This is a genomic window from Paractinoplanes tereljensis (genome assembly GCF_016862435.1).
Lineage (GTDB): Bacteria > Actinomycetota > Actinomycetes > Mycobacteriales > Micromonosporaceae > Actinoplanes > Actinoplanes tereljensis.
Genome location: NZ_BOMY01000041.1, coordinates 25,212 through 42,826 on the forward strand (window position 1 = coordinate 25,212; position 17,615 = coordinate 42,826).

The 17,615-nt window shown below is 69.1% G+C and carries 16 protein-coding genes and 1 pseudogene; 8 read left to right on the forward strand and 9 right to left on the reverse strand.

From position 1 onward, the window contains the following. Nucleotides 1-3: 3 nt before the first annotated feature. Nucleotides 4-1,197, forward strand: a complete 1,194-nt coding sequence (locus tag Ate02nite_RS30835) for an FAD-dependent monooxygenase (RefSeq protein ID WP_203811368.1) — start codon at nucleotides 4-6, stop codon at nucleotides 1,195-1,197. A 223-nt stretch (nucleotides 1,198-1,420) separates the two neighbouring features. Here the strand turns inward: Ate02nite_RS30835 and Ate02nite_RS30840 are convergent, their stop codons facing one another. The 6 genes from Ate02nite_RS30840 to Ate02nite_RS30865 all read right to left on the reverse strand — a co-directional run bounded on the left by Ate02nite_RS30840 (nucleotide 1,421) and on the right by Ate02nite_RS30865 (nucleotide 8,749). Further along, nucleotides 1,421-2,422, reverse strand: coding sequence for a hypothetical protein (locus Ate02nite_RS30840; RefSeq protein ID WP_203811369.1), 1,002 nt, complete (start codon nucleotides 2,420-2,422; stop codon nucleotides 1,421-1,423). An 8-nt stretch (nucleotides 2,423-2,430) separates the two neighbouring features. Next, entirely contained in the window at nucleotides 2,431-4,644 is a 2,214-nt protein-coding gene (locus Ate02nite_RS30845) for a hypothetical protein (RefSeq protein ID WP_203811370.1), read from the reverse strand. Further along, a complete protein-coding gene (locus Ate02nite_RS30850) occupies nucleotides 4,641-5,768 on the reverse strand; it encodes a toll/interleukin-1 receptor domain-containing protein (RefSeq protein WP_203811371.1) in 1,128 nt (375 codons plus the stop codon). The genes Ate02nite_RS30845 and Ate02nite_RS30850 overlap by 4 nt, the downstream gene beginning before the upstream one ends. Nucleotides 5,769-6,018: 250 nt before the next feature. Further along, nucleotides 6,019-7,326, reverse strand: a complete 1,308-nt coding sequence (locus tag Ate02nite_RS30855) for a helix-turn-helix domain-containing protein (RefSeq protein WP_203811372.1) — start codon at nucleotides 7,324-7,326, stop codon at nucleotides 6,019-6,021. Nucleotides 7,327-7,528: 202 nt separating this feature from the next. After that, nucleotides 7,529-7,933 (reverse strand): hypothetical protein, encoded by a 405-nt coding sequence (locus tag Ate02nite_RS30860; protein WP_203811373.1) that lies wholly within the window; start codon nucleotides 7,931-7,933, stop codon nucleotides 7,529-7,531. Nucleotides 7,934-8,083: 150 nt separating this feature from the next. Further along, nucleotides 8,084-8,749: a response regulator transcription factor gene (locus Ate02nite_RS30865; protein WP_203811374.1), complete on the reverse strand. Its 666-nt coding sequence runs from the start codon at nucleotides 8,747-8,749 to the stop codon at nucleotides 8,084-8,086. Nucleotides 8,750-8,831: 82 nt separating this feature from the next. Between Ate02nite_RS30865 and Ate02nite_RS30870 the strand changes: the two genes are divergently transcribed. Together Ate02nite_RS30870 and Ate02nite_RS30875 are read left to right on the forward strand one after the other, a co-directional pair. Next, entirely contained in the window at nucleotides 8,832-10,223 is a 1,392-nt protein-coding gene (locus tag Ate02nite_RS30870; RefSeq protein WP_203811375.1) for a sensor histidine kinase, read from the forward strand. Between the two features lie 50 nt (nucleotides 10,224-10,273). Beyond that, a complete protein-coding gene (locus Ate02nite_RS30875; protein WP_275422973.1) occupies nucleotides 10,274-10,651 on the forward strand; it encodes a BlaI/MecI/CopY family transcriptional regulator in 378 nt (125 codons plus the stop codon). On the opposite strand, the gene Ate02nite_RS30880 is transcribed toward Ate02nite_RS30875, so the two are convergent. Both Ate02nite_RS30880 and Ate02nite_RS30885 read right to left on the reverse strand, forming a co-directional pair. After that, nucleotides 10,648-10,803: a hypothetical protein gene (locus Ate02nite_RS30880; RefSeq protein WP_203811377.1), complete on the reverse strand. Its 156-nt coding sequence runs from the start codon at nucleotides 10,801-10,803 to the stop codon at nucleotides 10,648-10,650. The two genes, Ate02nite_RS30875 and Ate02nite_RS30880, sit on opposite strands and share 4 nt — an antisense overlap. Nucleotides 10,804-11,077: 274 nt before the next feature. Then, nucleotides 11,078-11,704, reverse strand: a complete 627-nt coding sequence (locus tag Ate02nite_RS30885) for a DedA family protein (protein WP_203811378.1) — start codon at nucleotides 11,702-11,704, stop codon at nucleotides 11,078-11,080. Nucleotides 11,705-11,859: 155 nt separating this feature from the next. Between Ate02nite_RS30885 and efeU the strand changes: the two genes are divergently transcribed. After that, nucleotides 11,860-12,693 carry an iron uptake transporter permease EfeU gene (efeU, locus tag Ate02nite_RS30890; RefSeq protein ID WP_203811379.1) on the forward strand — a complete coding sequence of 278 codons (834 nt, stop codon included), beginning with the start codon at nucleotides 11,860-11,862 and terminating at the stop codon, nucleotides 12,691-12,693. Between the two features lie 40 nt (nucleotides 12,694-12,733). Continuing rightward, nucleotides 12,734-13,357: a hypothetical protein gene (locus Ate02nite_RS30895; protein WP_203811380.1), complete on the forward strand. Its 624-nt coding sequence runs from the start codon at nucleotides 12,734-12,736 to the stop codon at nucleotides 13,355-13,357. Nucleotides 13,358-13,374: 17 nt separating this feature from the next. Here the strand turns inward: Ate02nite_RS30895 and efeO are convergent. Continuing rightward, nucleotides 13,375-14,061 (reverse strand): annotated as a pseudogene (gene efeO / locus Ate02nite_RS30900) (iron uptake system protein EfeO); the annotation flags it as partial. Between the two features lie 97 nt (nucleotides 14,062-14,158). Here efeO and Ate02nite_RS30905 point away from each other — a divergent pair. The 3 genes from Ate02nite_RS30905 (at nucleotide 14,159) to Ate02nite_RS30915 (ending at nucleotide 17,589) form a co-directional block, all read left to right on the forward strand. Continuing rightward, nucleotides 14,159-14,845, forward strand: a complete 687-nt coding sequence (locus tag Ate02nite_RS30905) for a response regulator transcription factor (RefSeq protein ID WP_203811381.1) — start codon at nucleotides 14,159-14,161, stop codon at nucleotides 14,843-14,845. After that, entirely contained in the window at nucleotides 14,842-16,242 is a 1,401-nt protein-coding gene (locus Ate02nite_RS30910) for a HAMP domain-containing sensor histidine kinase (RefSeq protein ID WP_203811382.1), read from the forward strand. The genes Ate02nite_RS30905 and Ate02nite_RS30910 overlap by 4 nt, the downstream gene beginning before the upstream one ends. 135 nt (nucleotides 16,243-16,377) lie before the next feature. Continuing rightward, nucleotides 16,378-17,589, forward strand: a complete 1,212-nt coding sequence (locus Ate02nite_RS30915) for a COG4705 family protein (RefSeq protein ID WP_203811383.1) — start codon at nucleotides 16,378-16,380, stop codon at nucleotides 17,587-17,589. Nucleotides 17,590-17,615: the final 26 nt, after the last annotated feature.

Sequence of the window (17,615 nt, forward strand, 5' to 3'; positions counted from 1 at the left end):
ACTATGACACCGCCTCGTGCAGTGATCTCCGGAGCCAGCATCGCCGGGCTCTCGGTTGCGTTCTGGCTGCGACGCACCGGTTGGAACGTGACCGTCATCGAACGCGCCCCGAGCTTCCGCGACGGCGGCCAGAACGTCGACATTCGCGGCGTCGCCCGCGAGATCCTCGACCGGATGGGCCTGTTCGACGCCGTCAAGGCCCAGAACACCACCGAGACCGGCACGGTGTTCGTCAACGCCACCGGCGAGGTACGCGCCGAGCTGCCCTCCGACGGCCCGAACGGCGCCACCGCCGAACTCGAGGTGCTCCGCGGCGACCTCGCCCGCACCATCCTCGACAACCTCCCCGAGGGAGTGACGTTCCGCTACGGCGACACCATCGAGGAGGTAACCGACGGCCCCGACGGCATCACCCTCACCACCGCCTCGGGCCGCTCTCTCGACGCGGACATGCTGGTCATTGCCGAAGGCGTACGCTCAACGACCCGCGACCGCCTCTTCGGCGCCGAGGTCGACCGCCGCGAACTGGGCATCACCATGGTCTTCGGCACCATCCCGCGCACAGCCGGCGATGACGACCGGTGGCGCTGGTACAACGCGGTCGGCGGACGCCAGATCCACCTGCGGCCCGACAACCACGGCACCACCCGCGCGATCCTCTCCTACGCCCGCGGCGACGACCTCACCCGCCTCGACCGGCCCGAAGCCCTGGCAAAAGTCCGGGAACGGTACGCCGACGCCGGTTGGGAGGCACCGCGCATCCTGGACGCGTTCGACACCTCCGACGACGTCTACATCGACCAACTCACCCAGATCCGCATGACCACCTGGCACCGCGGCCGAGTTGTCCTGGCCGGCGACGCCGGCTGGTGCGTCACCCCCATGGGCGGCGGAGGCGCCTCACTCGCCCTCACCAGCGGCTACGTCCTCGCCGCCTACCTCGCACAGGAACCCGGCAACCTGGAAACAGCCCTCACCGCGTACGAGAAATGGATGCGCCCGCTGGTCGACGACGTCCAGCACCTCCCCCGCGGACTCGAACACTTCGCCTACCCACAAACCCGATTCGGGCTGGCACTGCGCAGCCAGGTCGACCGGATCATGACCTCGCGTTTGCTCGCACCCCTGACCGCCAGGCTCACCCAGGTCGCCGAGACCAACCAGACCCTCCCGCAGATCCAGGTCGCAAACGTATGAGCCCGGCCATCGAGAGCTACGGACCTGCGTCCGAGGCCATCGACGCCCACACGGTGGGCGTCGAGGCCGCCCTCGCCGGGCATGAATTGGTACTGCGCAGGCTCAACGCTGGAGAAGCCACGACACGACAGCCCGATGCATCTTCGAGCTTTGCTTCTCACAGACGCGCCGCGAGTTCTCATCGATCGAATGACCAGAGCCGAACCACCGCCCTGGCACGCAGTCAACCCGTACTGCCCAGTGGACCCTTTCCGTTCGGCTTAGGCAGTTCGTCGTCCCAGCCATCGCCGTCTGCGGTCAGCTGAGAGGCTCGCTCCTCGCCGTCGGAGCGGAACCGTCTGCCTACGCTGATCACTTCGTCCGGCCGCATAAGGTTCTTGTCCGCCAGGTACTTGGCGCGTTCCCAGTCCCGGTTTTCGGAGTCCACGTCGTACTGGTGCTGCTGGGCCTGAACCTCGGCGGTCATCCTGATCGCACCCTCGATGTCTCCCGGATTGTTCTCCAGGTGCATCGCGATCAGGTCCTGCAGGCTCCTCGGGCGGCCGGCCAGCGCCTCCCGCTCACGGTCCGTCTGCTCCAGGCGGCCACTCTGTTCGATGAGGGCGAGGAGATTCTGGCGACGGGCCTCTTCAGCTTCCCGCTGGTGCTCCGCGGTTCGCGCCCGGTTCTCCAGCCTCGCCGCCTGCTCCCGGCGCAGGAGTCCGGCGGCCTCCGGGTCCGGATCCAGCCGGACCCGGCACCCGTATAGCTCGATGCAGCCCCCGACCGTGGCGGGGAGCCGGAACCGCTGGTTGACCGCGTCTTCGGCCTCCCGGACCTCGTCCACCCCGAACTTCGCGGTGACCCCGTGCAACAGCGGAGTGACGTAACCGGCCACCACAGCGATCCCGTTCTCGATGTTGCGACGGACAACCTCGATCGGATCGACGACCCGGAAGCCGACGTTCACCTCGGCTGGGAAGCGGTAGATGCCGCCCTGGGCGGGTGGCGCCGACCGGCGAAGGTGATAGCGGTGGTGATGGTCGCTCACGTCGACCTCGTAACGGTGCCGGAAGCGGCGGTTCCTGAGCTGCTCACCCCACGAGAGAGGCCGGCCGCCTTCCAGCATCTCGGCGCAACCGTCGGCCGTGGTGTAGACGATCGCGACGCTCGGCGGCCGGGAACGTTGTGCAGGCCCGTCGAATGCGGACACGTGGTCGCGCCGGAGAATCAGCGGAACTTCCATGGTGGTGTTCACCTCTCAATGCGCTCATGCGCCAGTACAGCCTGCGTAGCCGCGGCGACCTTCGGCATGGGAGTCAGACCGCCTTCGTCGCCCCACTTGCGGGCTTGACGCTCGATTGCCGAGCCTGCCCAACGGTCCGCCTCCGCGACCGCGCGGATGAGCCGGGCGAAAGCCGCTAGGACCGAGGGGTCGGACTCGGCGTCTCTCGCCCAAGAACGCAGCACCGTTTCGGCGTAGTAGATGTAGTCGCCACCCGCCAACATCCTGGCCCAGAGGAGGGAGAGCGGCCGGCGCAGATAATCGTGTTCTTGGGCGAGGAGCAACAGGGTCGGCCACCGGATGAGTTCGCCCTGTTCTCCGGGCACCTCGGTCGTCACGGTGTTGGCGACACGCAGGAAGATCAACTGCGCGCCGGCGACGCGGCGGGAGTCGAGCAGGCCGCGTTGCAGCACGTCGTACATAACGGGAGCGATCGTCTCGACCTCCTGAACCAGGAGGTTGGCAAAGGCCATGCCGACACTTCGGCGCACGTCCGGATCGTCGACTGCGGCGAGACGCTCCAGCGACCGGACCGGTGCGGCAAGATCCGCGTGTCCGAGCCGGTTGCCGAGCGCGAGTGCCGCGGTGCATCGTGCTCCGACCCCTTCCGAGCGGTAGAGGAGCTCTACGAACGCGGCGATCGCGGGCTGCAGCGCCGCCGACCGCGCCGCCACTCGCAGGACGTCCGCGACCGCCTCGTGCCGTTGGCTGTTACCGCTGGTTGCCCAGCCCAGCAATAGTCTGCGTCGTACGTAGTCGAAGCCGAAGGTGGCAAGCACGCCGACCGCGACACCGGCGCGGACCCGGACCTGCTCGGAGGACGCGACGACCAGCTCGCCCAGCCAGTCGAGCAGGTGCCCTTGAATCCGGTAGCCCTTCCAGGCCCGAGCAACAATTCGCGCTGAGTAACTGGTGTCGCGATAGGACACTGCGGTGGCGGGCACGTAGCCGGTGTCGGTACGTACCTTGGTATCGATCACCCGTGCCTGAAGCATCCGCCACAGCCGGTCCGGGGAGGTGCGGAAGGGGTTGTGGTGGAGGTCCTCCACCCGCAGCGTCCGGTCCGGGGCCAGTACGACCGGACCGCCGCTGGACAATCGCTCGCGTAGACGGCTCGCGGCGTCGGCCACATCCTCCAGCGGCAATCCGTCCAGCACGGCCAGCGCGATGGCGAAGCTCCACAGCTCCAGATCGTCGAGATTGTCGAACCAGGTATCGAATTCATCGGCGTGCCGGCGCAGCAACATACTTTTGATCTTGAGCGCGTCGACCGGGTCACCCGCTCGGCTCAGGAGCCTCGCCAGATCGGCCGTCACCTGACAGGTTATTCCTTCGCGTTCGAGCGTGTCCGTGATCAGCCCGGCCACGTCGGGCTCCGCCAGTGTTACTGCCGCTCGAGCCTCATCGTCCAGCCAATGGCCAAGATGTCGCCGGAGGATCTCCCGCAACGGCGGTGCGGACGGGAGAGTCATTTCGTATTGCAGCAGACCGCTGTCCCCCAGCGGGGAGTCCTGGGCCATGGTGATGACGAGACGCGCATCAGCAGCCTTGAGCGCCGCCTCCAGGCTGTTGACAAGATAGGCGTTAAGCTGAGCCGACTTCTCCGGGAGACAGAGCAGGAATCCCGCCCCGCGCGTCACTCGCCCGTGGGTCAGCTGCTCGGCCATCTTCTCCAGGTCGATGTGCGGGTCCAGGCTGTAGATGACGGTCGTCTCCACCGTCTGGAGGAGCCGAATGGCCATGGTGGAGCGGCCCTGTCCCACCGTGCCGCGCAGCAGCACCGTCCGTCGGTCACGGAAGTCGAGCCGGTAGCCGGTCCACCCGTCGGGCTCGACGAAGGCGAGACGGGCAACCTCCTCCAGAGTCGGCGACAACGGCCGAAGCGTCGTCGTCTGCCCGCTCGACAACTGGACGACGATCTTGTCACCGCTGACCGCGTCGCCGGCGATACGTTGCTGCGCGTCGCGAACCGAGCGGTACCGGTCTGACGCGGAGCCGGATCGGTCTTCCTCCAGCCCTTCAGCGGCCTTTGCCGGCGCCTCCGACGCGTTGTCACCACCGGCCGTGTCCGCCGTGCCGCCGCTCTCACCCGCGTTGCCGTGGCCGTCCGCGCCGCTGTCAGCCCCGCCGCTCGAGGACTCGTCGGACGCGGGCGCCCCATCGAGCTTCTCATCCGCGCTCACTGATGACCCTGCTCTCGGCTGGGTGAATGCTTGTCACCCCGCACGTAGTCACCGGCGATCTGGTTCTCGATGATCGAGTCGTAGTTGTTGAAGTGCACGCCGGCACCAGTGGGCGGCGTCGGCGTCGGCTTTGACGCGAGCCGCAGGCCGGGCGGCGACGAATAGCCCGGCACGTGCACCCATGACCGAGGCATGCCATCGTCGGAGGGCACCGGAAGGTAGGTAGCGGGGTCAGCCAGCTCAGGGTGGGTCCGCACATGCGCGTCGTAGAAATCGTTGGGGATGACCAAGACGAGGCCCGCACCGGTCGCACGGCGGCGCACAGCGGTCACGGCCGGTTGTGCCAGGAGCCGGGTCAGCTGGTCGCGCGGGTCCACGCCACGCGTTGTGGCGCTCTGTACGCCAACCAGCACCCGTAGCGGGGCGCCGTCTGGTGCGGAGCGCGTTGACAGGGCGTGTTCCATTGACGACAGGAACCCGGACACCACTCGGATCGGCTCTACGGTGGACGGGAATTCCGCGATCAGCCCGAACACCCGGCGAATGATCTCGACAGCGGGCAGGCCGGCATCAGAAGCCGCCAAGGTCACCGCCTCGCTCAGCCCAGACAAGTCCGCCTCGTGACCGGCAGGCTGCAAGACCATCACCGTTCCGGGCACTGACGTATCGGAGACGATCGACGCGATCTCGTCGATCAGTTGCGGAATGTCACGTTGCATCCCCCGGGTTCGCAACCGCCACCGCTGCCGATGCGCGAGGTCGGCAATGCCGCTCGGCAGATCCGACACCTTGAGGTCAGGCACGTCGCCGACCAAGACCGGTACAACGGCGATCCCCATGGTGAGGGCCCATTCAATCTCCCGGCGAACGAAATCATCCGGGTCGTCCACGCGCCGCCTGCCGTGCTCATCGGCGGCCAGCCACCGGGCTCCGCAGACCACCATCAGCACAGAGCTCTTGGCGAGTCTGCCCCACAGCTGGGGACGGAAGTCCACCCCGAGCCCGATCGAACGGTTGTCGCGGAAGACACGGTCCCGCCCGAAGCGCTCGCAGAGTTTCTCGTCGAGCAGGACGGCAACGCCAGGCTCGTCGTCGCTCCGATAATTGACAAAGATGTCCCCCACAAGCATTCCTCACCGTGATTGGTACGACGTTGATCGCAACGTGTCGGACGCGCGAAGCAATCGTTTCGAGGTCCCCGCCGGTCAACAAGGGATTCCTGGTGCCATGGCAAACGGGCAACGGGAAACGGCCACGCCTCACTCGACGGCGTTCGTCATCGGTGAATCGAAAGTCTGTAAAGGGTTCGCGCTGCCGACGACGGCGATGATGGGCTGCGGGTGACTCCCAAACCGAATTGTCGAAATTTGGACTTCAGGTTTGGGCCTCGTGCAGGCGGAGCAACATGCGCGCAGCCGCAGGCTGTGCGTGTCGACGGCGCAGGACCCCGCCTAGACGGTGCAGATCGGCGGCGATCGTGGACGAGCGCAGCACCGCCTGGTCGTCCAGCACCCCGTCCGCCACCGCGCAGGCCTCTTCCACTTGGTCCGAGGCCGCCAGAGCGAGGGCGCGCCGGGCGGCGAATCGCGCTCGCGCCCGTAAGGCATGCGGCGGCGTTCGCCGCACCGTCTCGTCCAGCATGGTGGCCGCGCCGGACGCGTCGCCCAGGTCGTACAGCGACCAGCCGGCAGCCGCCTGCGTGAGGTCGTCGACGTGGGTGCAGCCGATGATCGGCGCCTGCTTGCGTGGCGGGTCGGCCGCCAATAGCGTGCGAGCCGCGTCGAGCGCCCGGAGACAGTCGTCGCGCCGGTGCGCCAGGGCGTGTCCCTGAGCTTCCCGCTGCGCCCCCAGGCCTCGAATCCGAGGGCGGGATCCGCTGTGCTGAGCTTGCTGGGCCAGTTTGACAGTTTCCGACGCGTCGCCTCGGTACATCGCGATCAGCGCGCGACGGACCATCGCATACCCGGCCATTCCCTCGTTCCCCGCCGCGCCGGCGTAACGCACAGCCTGGTCGGTCCACCACAGCGCGCCAGCGTCGTCACCCGCTTCCTGCGCCATCCAGCCCGTGAATTCGGCGTAATCGGCGACGAGCGCCAAAGCGCGCCTGCGGTCGCTGCCGCTGTACCGGCCGGCGAGCAGGCTGAGGCTGTGCGCGTGAGCGGTCAGGATTGGGATCACCAACCTCGCGTCGACCTGCTGCCCGAGTGCGCGGAGCTGTTGGAACCAGCAGCTGAAGGTCTCCAGCGGCGACGAATTGACCAGAAGTGGTCCGGCGGTCGAATCTGCCGGGTCGCCCAGCCCGGCCGCGCTCAACAGACCGGTGGCAAGCAATTCACGACGGGTGGCCATCAGAAAGCGCATGCGTTCAGGCGAATTCAGGTTGAACACCAGCACCTCGATCTTGTTGCCGTCGACCAGGCGATTTCGCGCTCGGTCGCCTCCGCCTGCCACCATTGCGTCGCCATCGGCCAGCGAGATCAAGGCGCCGTCACATCCGAGGGCCCTGTCACACAGCCGGGCAAGATCTTCACTCGGCCCTTTGACGGCGTTCTCCACTTTGCTGAGGTGCCCCTTGCTGTAGTGGACAATCCGGGCAAGAGCATCCAGCGACAGACCCGCCTCCACGCGCCTCCGGCGCAGCTCGATACCGAACAGTCTGCCGATCTGCCCCACGAAAATCACCGCGTTTCCCGTTGTCGGCCTTACGCCATCGTGGGTGCATCGACGGGGATCGTCATCCCGAGGTAGTCGTCAGATCAAGGACAGTCGCTCGCTGAGCACTGCAAGCGCGGTCTGACAGGAGGCGGGCTACCACCCCCCTCTGCAGCGCGACCTGCACCGCCTGGGCGTCACGGTCCAGATGCCTGCGTCGAAGGTGACCGGATCATGACTGCAGGGCCGTCACCAGGGTGAACGTGAGCAGCAGGGTCAGCCAGTAGAACGCTTCCCGGCGGATCAGGAACCAGGCCGCCGCGGTCGCGGCGAGAAGGAAGGCGAAGACCACCGCGACCGTACGGGGTGCTACCCCGAAGATCTCGATGAGGTTGTCCGCGACCAGCGTGCCGAAGACGCTGACCAGCACCACGACCAGCCAGTGCAGCCACCGGACGTACCGGTCCACCGAGAGCTGGACCACCATCATCACGGCAAGCACCGTCGTGGTGAGCATGGTGGTGATGCCTAAACCGAGCACGGCTCGCAGTGCGTCGGTCACCGGCTCCCCCACCGCGGCCGCCACCACCAGGAGGATCCAGAAGAGGACGGTGGCCCTCGGCGTCTTGCTGGTCATGGTGGCACCCTCGCAGCGACTCGCTAAGAGATCGCTGAACGCCGGGCGTACAGCACCGCCGATCGTGACGCCGGCCCGCGACCCATGTCTGTTGCCGTTGCTCCACCATGCCGACCACCTTGCGACGGTCGAGCTGAAGGGGGGCTGAAGTCAGCCGGCGATGCGGTACCCCGCTCCGCGGACGGTCTCGATCGCGGCGGCGCCGATCTTCTTGCGCAGGTAGCCGATGTAGACCTCGACGATGTTCGGGTCGCCGCTGAAGTTGGCGTCCCACACGCTCTCCAGGATCGCCATCTTGGTCATCGCCTGCCCTCGGTGGCGCATCAGGAACTCCAGCATCGCGAACTCCCGCGGCGTCACCGCGACCGGCTCGCCCGCCCGGGCCACCCGCCGCTCCCCCGGGTCCAGGGTGAGATCGCCGGCCGACAGCACCGCCGGCCGCTCGGGCGCACCCCGCCGGATCAGCGCGCGCAGCCGGGCGATAAGCACCACGAACGAGAACGGCTTGGTCAGGTAGTCGTCGGCACCGAGATCGAGCGCGTCGGCCTGGTCGTACTCGCCGTCCTTGGCGGTCAGCATCAGGATCGGCGTCCAGACCTCGCGTTTGCGCAGCGTGCGGCACACCTCGTAACCGCTGAGGCCGGGCAGCATGATGTCCAGCACCACCACGTCGTACACCCCGTGCGGCTGCTCGGTGGCCTGCCACAGGCCGTCCACGCCGTCGTGCACGACATCCACCGCGAAGCCGGCCTCGACCAGCCCGTCCCGGATCGTCTCGGCCAGGCTGATCTCGTCCTCCACCACCAGAACACGCATGTGTCCACCCTGCCCGGTCCGGGGCTGAAAATGCGCTGAAGATCGCCACCGGGTCACCCTCGGCGCGGATACCGTGACGGCCATGCTGGGTTTCCTGCGCCGCCGGCGCGGCGAACGCCTGCGGCGCCGGCTCGGCGTACGCCTGCGGTCCGCGCTCGCCGCGGCCGTCGTGGTGGCCGTCGCGTCGCTGCTGGCCGGCGGCGTGCTGCTGGTCGCCGTGCGCGGCACCCTGCTCGACAACATCAACACCGCCGCCACCGACCGGTCCGCGCAGGTCACCGCGGCGGTCAAGGCCGGCTCCGACCTCACCACGCTGCTGCGCCCGACCGCCCGGGAGCGGACCGTCGTCCAGGTCCTCGACGCCTCCGGCCAGGTGGAATCGGCCTCGGACGCGCTGACCGGGCAAGGCCCGATCTCCGCGCTGCGCCCGGCCGACGGCCGCCGGGTCCGGGAAAGACACCATTTGCCGGGTACGGCGGACGAACCGTTCCAGATCGTCGCGGAGGGTGTCAGCACCGCCTCGGGCACCAAGACCGTGCTGGTCGCGGAGTCGCTGGACACCGTCGACGACGGCACCGAAGCCATCCTCATCGCACTGCTGCTCGGCCTGCCGATGCTCGCGGTGGTGGTCGGGTTCGCCACCTTCCTGTTCGTCGGGCGCACCCTGCTGCCGGTCGAGGCGATGAGCCGGCAGGCCGCCCTGATCACCTCGCGCAATCTGCACCAACGACTGCCGGTGCCGTCCGCCGACGACGAGATCGCCACGCTGGCCGCCACCATGAACACCATGCTCGACCGGATCGAGGCCGCCTCCGACGCCCAGCGCCGGTTCGTCGGCGACGCCAGCCACGAGCTGCGCAGCCCGCTCGCCACCGTGCAGGCCAACGCCGACCTGCTCACCGGCGCCGACCTGCCGGAGCAGGCAGTCCGCTCGATCGGCCGGATCCGCACCGAGAGCGCCCGGATGGCCCGCCTGGTCGAGGATCTCCTGCTGCTCGCCCGGATGGACGACGTCGGCCTGCGCAGCCGGCAGCAGGACGTCGACCTCGACGATCTGGTCTACACCGAGCAGGAACGCCTGGCCCTGGAACACCCTTCGCTCCAGGTACGGGCGACCGTCGAACCGGTGCGCATCACCGGCGACGCCGACGCGCTGCTGCGGGTGGTGCGCAACCTGATCGACAACTCGGCCCGGCACGCCGTTTCCACCGTCACGATCAACGTCAACAGCCGCGACGGGTACGCCGAAACAGTGATCGGCAACGACGGCCCGCCGATCCCGGCCGCCGACCGGGACCGGATCTTCGACCGGTTCGTCCGCCTCGACGACAGCCGGGCCCGCTCCGGCGGCGGCACCGGTCTCGGCCTGGCCATCGCGCGCGACATCGTCGCCGCCCACGGGGGCACGCTCACCGTCGACGACCTCGATGCCGGCGCGGCCATGCGGATTCGGCTGCCGCTTCCGGTGTCGTGACACAGACCCGCCGTTCGGCCCGGATATCCTGGCCGAGGAGGTCAGCGACAGTGACGAGCAAGGACGGCAGGCGACCGCCTGGAGGCCTGGAGGCCGCGGTCATGGGAGTACTGTGGGCCGCCGACGCCCCGATCACGGCGACGGAGGTGCAACAGGAACTCGGCGGTGACCTGGCCTACAACACCGTGCAGACCATCCTGTCCCGGCTGCACGACAAGAACGCCGTCGAACGGAACCGCACCGGGCGCCGGCACTCCTACTGGCCCACCCGGGACGCCGCCGCCGAGGCCGCGTCGCAGATGCAGGCCGCCCTGGCCGATCGACCGGACCGGCTGGCGGTGCTCCAACTGTTCGCCGCGTCCCTGGCGGACTCCGACGCCGCGCTGCTGCGCCAGGTGCTGGCCGACGGCGAACGGCCGCACCCCTAGCTCCAGATGTCCGGCAGGCCGGCGCGGCGCTGGGCGAAGCCGGTGAGCGGCAGACCGTCGGCAGCCGGCGATAGTCCGCCGGGAACGCGGTGTACGGCTGATTCGCCGTCGCCGGCACGTTGCTGAAGTTCACCCACGGGTTGTGCCGCCACACGTAACCCTGATCGGCGCAGCCCTGCCACCCGGCCTGCGGCAGGTCCTCCGAGTAGCCGGCGAAGGTGTGGCCGGCGTCGAGCAGCTGGCGGCCGAGGTTCGGCCGGGCGCCGAGATCGTGCGGGCAGTTGTTGTCGGTGACGGGACGGCCGCGCTTACGGCGTACGCCATGGGGCTGGAACCGATCACGGCGACCACCGCGGCAGCAAGCAACGCTCGCATTTTTGTCTCCCTCTGTCCGGTTACTCCTACATCTTGTAGGAGTAACCGGATTCAGTCGCGGGAGAAACGCCGGGAGCGCAGCAGTTCCACGCCGATCGGGATCACCGACAGGACCACGATGCCGATCAGGATGAACTCGATGTTCGACTTCACGAACGCGATCTGGCCGAGGAAGTAGCCGAGGACCGTCACGCCACTGCCCCAGAGGGTGCCGCCGATCAGGTTGTAGATCAGGAACGTGCGGTAGTGCATGTGGCTCGCCCCGGCCACGATCGGGGTGAACGTCCGCACGATCGGCACGAACCGGGCCAGCACGATCGAGCGGGCGCCGTACTTGGCGAAGAACTCCCGGGCCTTCGTGAGGTTCTCCTGTTTGAACAGGCGCGAGTCGGGGCGGCGGAACAACGCCGGCCCGAACCGGCGCCCGAAGAAGTAGCCGAACTGGTCCCCGGCCACCGCGGCCACCGACACCAGCAGGCACATCAGCCACAGCGGCTGGTGCAGGTAGGTGCCGTCGGCCACCAGCAGCCCGGCCGTGAACAACAGCGAGTCACCCGGCAGGAAGAAGCCGATCAGCAGGCCGGACTCGGCGAAGACGATGGCGAGGATGCCGATCAGGCCGAACGTCGAGATCAGCCGCTCCGGGTCGAGAAACGACGGGCCCAGCGCGGACGTCATCAAAAGGGAATTCCTCTCCATCGGCACCGCGGCTCACATGCCCGGCCTGAGGGCACGTAAACCTACATGCTGTAGGAGAGTACTTGACAAGCTCCTACATTCTGTAGGAGCTTCACCGAAGTCAGGCAAGCCTCACCAACTTCGGGAGTACGCACGTGGGCGGCGCCTTCTTCGCCAGTTATCTCATCGGGCTTCGCGACGGACTCGAGGCGGCGCTCGTCGTCTCGATCCTGGTCACCGTGCTCGCCCGGGCCGGCCGCGGGGACGGACTGCTGCCACTGTGGGCCGGGGTCGCCGCCGCTGTCGTGTGCGCCGCGGCGCTCGGGGTGGTGCTCACCTACGTGGCGACGTCACTGCTGTCCGGCGTACGCCTCGAATTGTTCGAAGCCGTCACGTCGCTGATCGCCGTCACCATGGTCACCTGGATGATCTTTTGGATGCGCAGCAGCGCGCGCACCATCAAATCCGAGATGACCGGAAAGCTCACCACGGCCCTCGGGCTGGGTAGGGCGGCGGTGGCCGGCCTGGCCTTCATCGCGGTGATCCGCGAGGGCGTCGAGATGGTCCTGCTGGTCTTCGCGGCCGCGCAGGCCGCCAGCGAGACCGTGGCGCCGCTGCTCGGCATGATCGCCGGGGTGGTGACCGCGGTGCTGCTCGGCTGGCTGATGTACGCGGCGGTGGCCCGGGTCAACCTCGGCCGGCTGTTCACCTGGACCGGCGCCCTGCTGGTGCTGGTCGCGGCCGGGATCATCAAGTACGCCGTGCACGGCTTCCAGGTGGCCGGCCTGCTGCCCGGCTCGACCACCGTCGCCTACGACATGTCCGGCGTCATCGAGCCCACCTCCTGGTACGGCACCCTGCTGGCCGCGACGATCAACATCACGGCCTCGGCCACCGTCCTGGAGGTCACCGCCTGGCTGGCGTACGCCGCCATTGTCCTGGTCCTGTTCTTCCGGCCCGCACCGAAACGCACCCCGGCTACCGCCTGACCTCGCTCAACCGCCCGGCGGCGCGACCGATACGGGGGTCATGCGTGCCCACCATGCCCTGCTCGGCCTCGCCGCCGTCGCGACCCTGAGCGGTTGCGCGACCGCCGCCACGACCACCACGACGGCGACCGCCGCGCCCGCCGCGTCGGTGAGCGGGTCGCCCAGCCCGGCCCGGGTGATCACGATCGCGATCCCCAAGGCCACCTCGGCCGCGCCCGCCCTCACGAACACCGGCACGTCCTGGATGCCGATCCTGACCTCGCTGTCCGCGTACGGGCAGTGGCTGCTGGCCAACCCCAACCCGGCCCTGGTCAGCAACATCGCCACCCCCGGGTGCGCGGTCGCGAACCTGCTCACCCAGCAGATCAACGGGCTGCTGAGCAGCAACGCGTACGTCCGGACGTCGCCGGCCGTGTTCACCAGCGTGCTCGGCCCCTCGCCCGCGCCCGGCCCGCAGGCGGTGATGGACGTGATCGCCTCCCGGCCGGCCGAGCCGGTGCTCAGCCGCACGGGCGCGAAGGTCATCAGCACGTTCAACGCCTACCCGCAGTCGACGCTCCAGGTCACCCTCGACCTGGGCGCCGACAAGCGGTGGCGGTTCTGCTCGGTGCAGGCGGCCACCGACGAGGGCTCGACCGACGACCCCTCGGTGCCGCTGATCTAACGGGCGACCACGCCGGTTTAGCGGGCGACCACGCCGGCGACCCTGCTGATCGGCTCGGACACCGCGTTGATCACGTCGGACAGTTCCTTCAGGTCGGCCTTCGACAGGTCGGTGTGCAGGCGGTAGCCGTCGCCGGCGCGGTGTTTGGCCAGGGCCGCGTCGACCGCCGTGAAGCCGGTGTCGATCTGCTTCACCAGGTCGGGGGCGCGTTCCTGGAGGACCGGGCGCAGCGCGGCGATCGCCGCCTTCGAACCCTCGACGTTGGCCGCGAAGTCCCACAGGTCGGTGTGCGAGTAGCGGTCCTCCTCGCCGGTGATCTTGCCGGTGGCCACCTCGTCGAGCAGCGACTTGGCCCCGTCGGCCAGGTTGAGCGGGGACAGCGTCGCGGTGTCGGCCCTGGTGGCGATCTCGGCGACGTCGGCGACGAGGCGGTCGGCGATCGGGCCGTCCTTCGCGACGTCCTTGGTGGACCAGAGGTCGCGTTCGAGGCGGTGGTAGCCGGTGAACTCGGCACCGGGCTCGACCGCGTCCTCGCGGCCGTCGATCTTCGGGTCGAGGTCACCGAAGATCGACGCGACCGGTTCGATCCGCTCCCAGTAGGTGCGGGCCACCGGGTAGAGCGCCTTGGCCTTGGCGAGGTCGCCGGCCTTGACCGCGGCGGCGAACTCGCCGGTCTTCTGCCGCAGGCCGGCGCTCTCGGTGCTTACGAATCTCTTATCCGGGCACCGTCACCGCACTTAGGAACCGGGCGCAGGCTGATTCCCGCCGACCGGGCAATGACCGGTACGAGAGGGTAGGTCCATGCGAGTACTGGTGGTTGACGACGACACCGCGGTCCGTGATTCGCTCGCGCGCACGCTGCGCTTCGAGGGACACGACGTCGAGACGGCGGCCGACGGCGGCGCGGCGCTGGAGGCCGTGCGCGGCAACCCGCCCGACGCGGTGATCCTCGACGTCAGCATGCCGGTGCTGGACGGGCTGGAGACCTGCCGGCGGCTGCGCGCCGACGGCATCCTCGTGCCGGTCCTGATGCTCACCGCCCGCGACGGCGTCGGCGACCGGGTCTCCGGCCTGGACGCCGGAGCCGACGACTACCTGGTCAAACCGTTCGCCCTGCAGGAGCTCCTGGCCCGGCTGCGGGCGTTGCTGCGCCGTTCGCTGATCACCGCGGCGCCCGCACCCGACCTGCTCAGCTACGCCGACCTGCGGCTGGACCCGAACACCCGGGAGGTCTGGCGCGGTTCCCGGCCGCTGCGCCTGACCCGCACCGAGTTCGGCATCCTCGAAGCGTTCCTGCGGCACCCGAAGCAGGCGCTCACCCGGACCGTGCTGTTCGAGCAGGTCTGGGGCTACGACTTCGGCGAGGACTCCAACAGCATCGCGGTGTACCTCGGCTACCTGCGCCGCAAGCTGGAGGCCGAGGGCGAGCCGCGACTGCTGCACACCGTGCGCGGCGTCGGTTTCGTGCTGCGCGAGGAGCCGTGGTGAGTGCCTGGTGGCGCCGGCGGACCCTGCACAGCCGGGTGGCGCTGCTGGTCACCGCCGCGGTCTCGGCCGCGCTGGTCGCCCTGTCGGTCGGCGCCTGGCTCGCGGTGGCCGAGATCCAGCACCATCAGACCCAGTCGCAGCTGACCGCGGACGCCAGCGCGATCGCCGCCCAGCCCGACCAGTGGCTGTCCGCCGGTGGCACCCTCCCCGACCCCGGGCAGGGTCACGGCGACGGGCACGGACCGCATCAGCTCGGCCCGCGATGGCAGATCCTCGACCGCACCGGCGCGGTCATCAGCGACACCAGCACTCCCCTGCCGGTCACCGCCCGCGCCCGCCAGATCGCGGCCGGCGGCAAGCGCTCCGCCGAGGAGAAGGTCGGTGATTACCTGATGCTCACCGTGCCGGCCACCGGCGGTGGCGCCGTTCAGGTCGCGATCAGCCAGGAACAGGACGACGACGTACTGCAGCTCTTCGGCGCGCTGCTCGCGGCCGGCTGCCTGCTCGGCGCGGCCGGTGCGGCCCTGCTCGGCCGGCTGGTCGCCCGGTCCGGGCTGGCCCCGGTGCAGCAGCTGACGGCGGCGGTGGAGAACGTCACCGTCACCATGGACCTCGAACAACACCTGGCCGTCGAGGGCACCGACGAGGTCGCCCGGCTCGGCACCAGCGTCAACACCCTCCTCGAGGCCATCGATGCCGCGCGGCAGGCCCAGCGGACCCTGATCGAGGACGCCAGTCACGAGCTGCGCACGCCGCTCACCAGCATCCGCACCAACATCGAGCTGCTGCTGACCGTCGAACGCAACCCGGACCTCGCCCATCGACTGCCGCCCGAGGAACGCGAGAACCTGCTCGCGGACCTCGACGCCCAGATCCGCGAACTGGCCACCCTGACCACCGAACTGGTCGAGCTGGCCCGGGCCGAATCCACCCGGGAGGACCCCGAGGAGGTGGACCTGGCGGAGGTGACCGAGGCGGCGATCAACCGGGTACGGATGCGCGCGCCCGGCCTGACCTTCGACGCCGACCTGCACCCGAGCACCGTGCACGGCCGCCCCGGCGAACTGGAACGCATGATCGTCAATGTGCTCGACAACGCCGCCAAGTTCAGTCCGCCGGCCACGACCGTACACATCAGGTTGTCGGCCGGCGACGACAGCGGAACCTGCACGCTCACCGTGGCCGACCGCGGCCCGGGCATCGATGCGGCCGATCGGCCGCATGTCTTCGGGCGCTTCTATCGCGCGACCGCGGCCCGTTCCATGCCCGGCTCCGGACTCGGCCTCGCCATCGTGGCGCAGACCGCCGCCCAGCACGGCGGCACCGTCACAGCCGAACCCAACACCCCGAACGGAACCGTCGTCACGATCCGGCTGCCGCGGCCGGCCTACCGGTGACACCGTTTGCGGTGCTGGTGGGCAAACGGTGTGAAGACCCCGAAAGTGGTCTTCAGCCAGATTTCAGGATCACCACCTCATCGTGGTGATCCTGAAGGCCGCCGCCGGCGGCCCGGGTCACTGACAGGAGACACGATGGGGTACGCCCGCGGCTGGCTCACCAAGGTTCCGGCGATCACCGCCACCTTCTGGGTCATCAAGGTGTTGTCGACGACGGTGGGCGAAACCTTCGCCGACTACCTGACGGTGAACGTGGGCCTCGGCCCGCTGGTCACCGACGCCGTGATGATCACGGTGCTGGCCGTCGCGCTCTTCATCCAGCTCAGGACTCGTCGCTACACCCCGTGGATCTACTGGCTGTGCGTGGTGCTGGTCAGCATCGTCGGCACCCAGATCACCGACTTCCTCACCGACACCCTGGGTGTCAGCCTGTACGTGAGCACCACGCTCTTCGCGGTCGTCCTCGCCGTGGTGTTCTTCGCCTGGTACCGCCAGGAGGGCACCCTCGCGATCGCCTCGATCGACACGCGGCGGCGTGAGGCCTTCTACTGGGGCGCGATCCTCACCACGTTCGCGCTCGGCACCGCCGCCGGTGACCTGGCCACCGAAGCGCTCAGCCTCGGCTTCCGGAACGGCACACTGATCTTCGCCGGGCTCATCCTGCTCACCTGGATCGCCCAGCGCGCCGGGGCCGGCCTGGTGCTGACCTTCTGGATCGCGTACGTCCTGACCCGCCCGCTCGGCGCCTCCCTGGGCGACCTGCTCACCCAGTCCACGGACTTCGGCGGCCTCAACCTCGGCGCCAGCACCACCAGCCTGCTGTTCTTCGGCGTCATCCTGATCCTGGTCGCCCGCGAGCAGATCCTGGCCAACCGGCACGGAGTGGCCGTCAAGGGCGACGGCCCGCTCGGCGGACGCCGCGCCGACTACTCCTGGGCGGCCGCCGGAGCGCTGGCGATCGCACTCGCCGGGGTGGGCCTGAGCACGCTGCACAGCACCCCGGCCGGCACCGCGGTCACCGCCGCCGACCGCACCACCGTCAAGCAGGCGCACCCCGCCACCCAGCTGGGCGATCTGACCAAGTTCGCCACCATCACCGCCGACCTGCAGTCCAAGGTCGCCGCCAACGACCTGGCCGGCGGCAAGACCCGGGTCAAGGACCTGGAGGTCAGCTGGGACGACGCCGAGGCCGGCCTGAAGCCGCGCGACTCCGCCAAGTGGCATGTGCTCGACGGCGAGATCGACGCGGTGCTGACCTCGCTGCGGGCCGCAAACCCCAGCCAGGCCGACTGCGCCGGCAGCCTGACCGCACTCACCACGACCCTGAACCAGTACGACGGCGTCTGACCGCTGGTGTCGCGCGGGGCTGAAGG

What these genes read in the sequence shown, in the direction of transcription:
- Ate02nite_RS30835 (WP_203811368.1), top strand. Translation starts at nt 4, where the DNA reads ATGACACCGCCTCGTGCAGTGATCTCCGGAGCCAGCATCGCCGGGCTC.
- Ate02nite_RS30840 (WP_203811369.1), bottom strand. Translation starts at nt 2,422, where the DNA reads ATGGAAGTTCCGCTGATTCTCCGGCGCGACCACGTGTCCGCATTCGAC.
- Ate02nite_RS30860 (WP_203811373.1), bottom strand. Translation starts at nt 7,933, where the DNA reads ATGACCAGCAAGACGCCGAGGGCCACCGTCCTCTTCTGGATCCTCCTG.
- Ate02nite_RS30865 (WP_203811374.1), bottom strand. Translation starts at nt 8,749, where the DNA reads ATGCGTGTTCTGGTGGTGGAGGACGAGATCAGCCTGGCCGAGACGATC.
- Ate02nite_RS30870 (WP_203811375.1), top strand. Translation starts at nt 8,832, where the DNA reads ATGCTGGGTTTCCTGCGCCGCCGGCGCGGCGAACGCCTGCGGCGCCGG.
- Ate02nite_RS30885 (WP_203811378.1), bottom strand. Translation starts at nt 11,704, where the DNA reads ATGACGTCCGCGCTGGGCCCGTCGTTTCTCGACCCGGAGCGGCTGATC.
- Ate02nite_RS30895 (WP_203811380.1), top strand. Translation starts at nt 12,734, where the DNA reads ATGCGTGCCCACCATGCCCTGCTCGGCCTCGCCGCCGTCGCGACCCTG.
- Ate02nite_RS30905 (WP_203811381.1), top strand. Translation starts at nt 14,159, where the DNA reads ATGCGAGTACTGGTGGTTGACGACGACACCGCGGTCCGTGATTCGCTC.
- Ate02nite_RS30915 (WP_203811383.1), top strand. Translation starts at nt 16,378, where the DNA reads ATGGGGTACGCCCGCGGCTGGCTCACCAAGGTTCCGGCGATCACCGCC.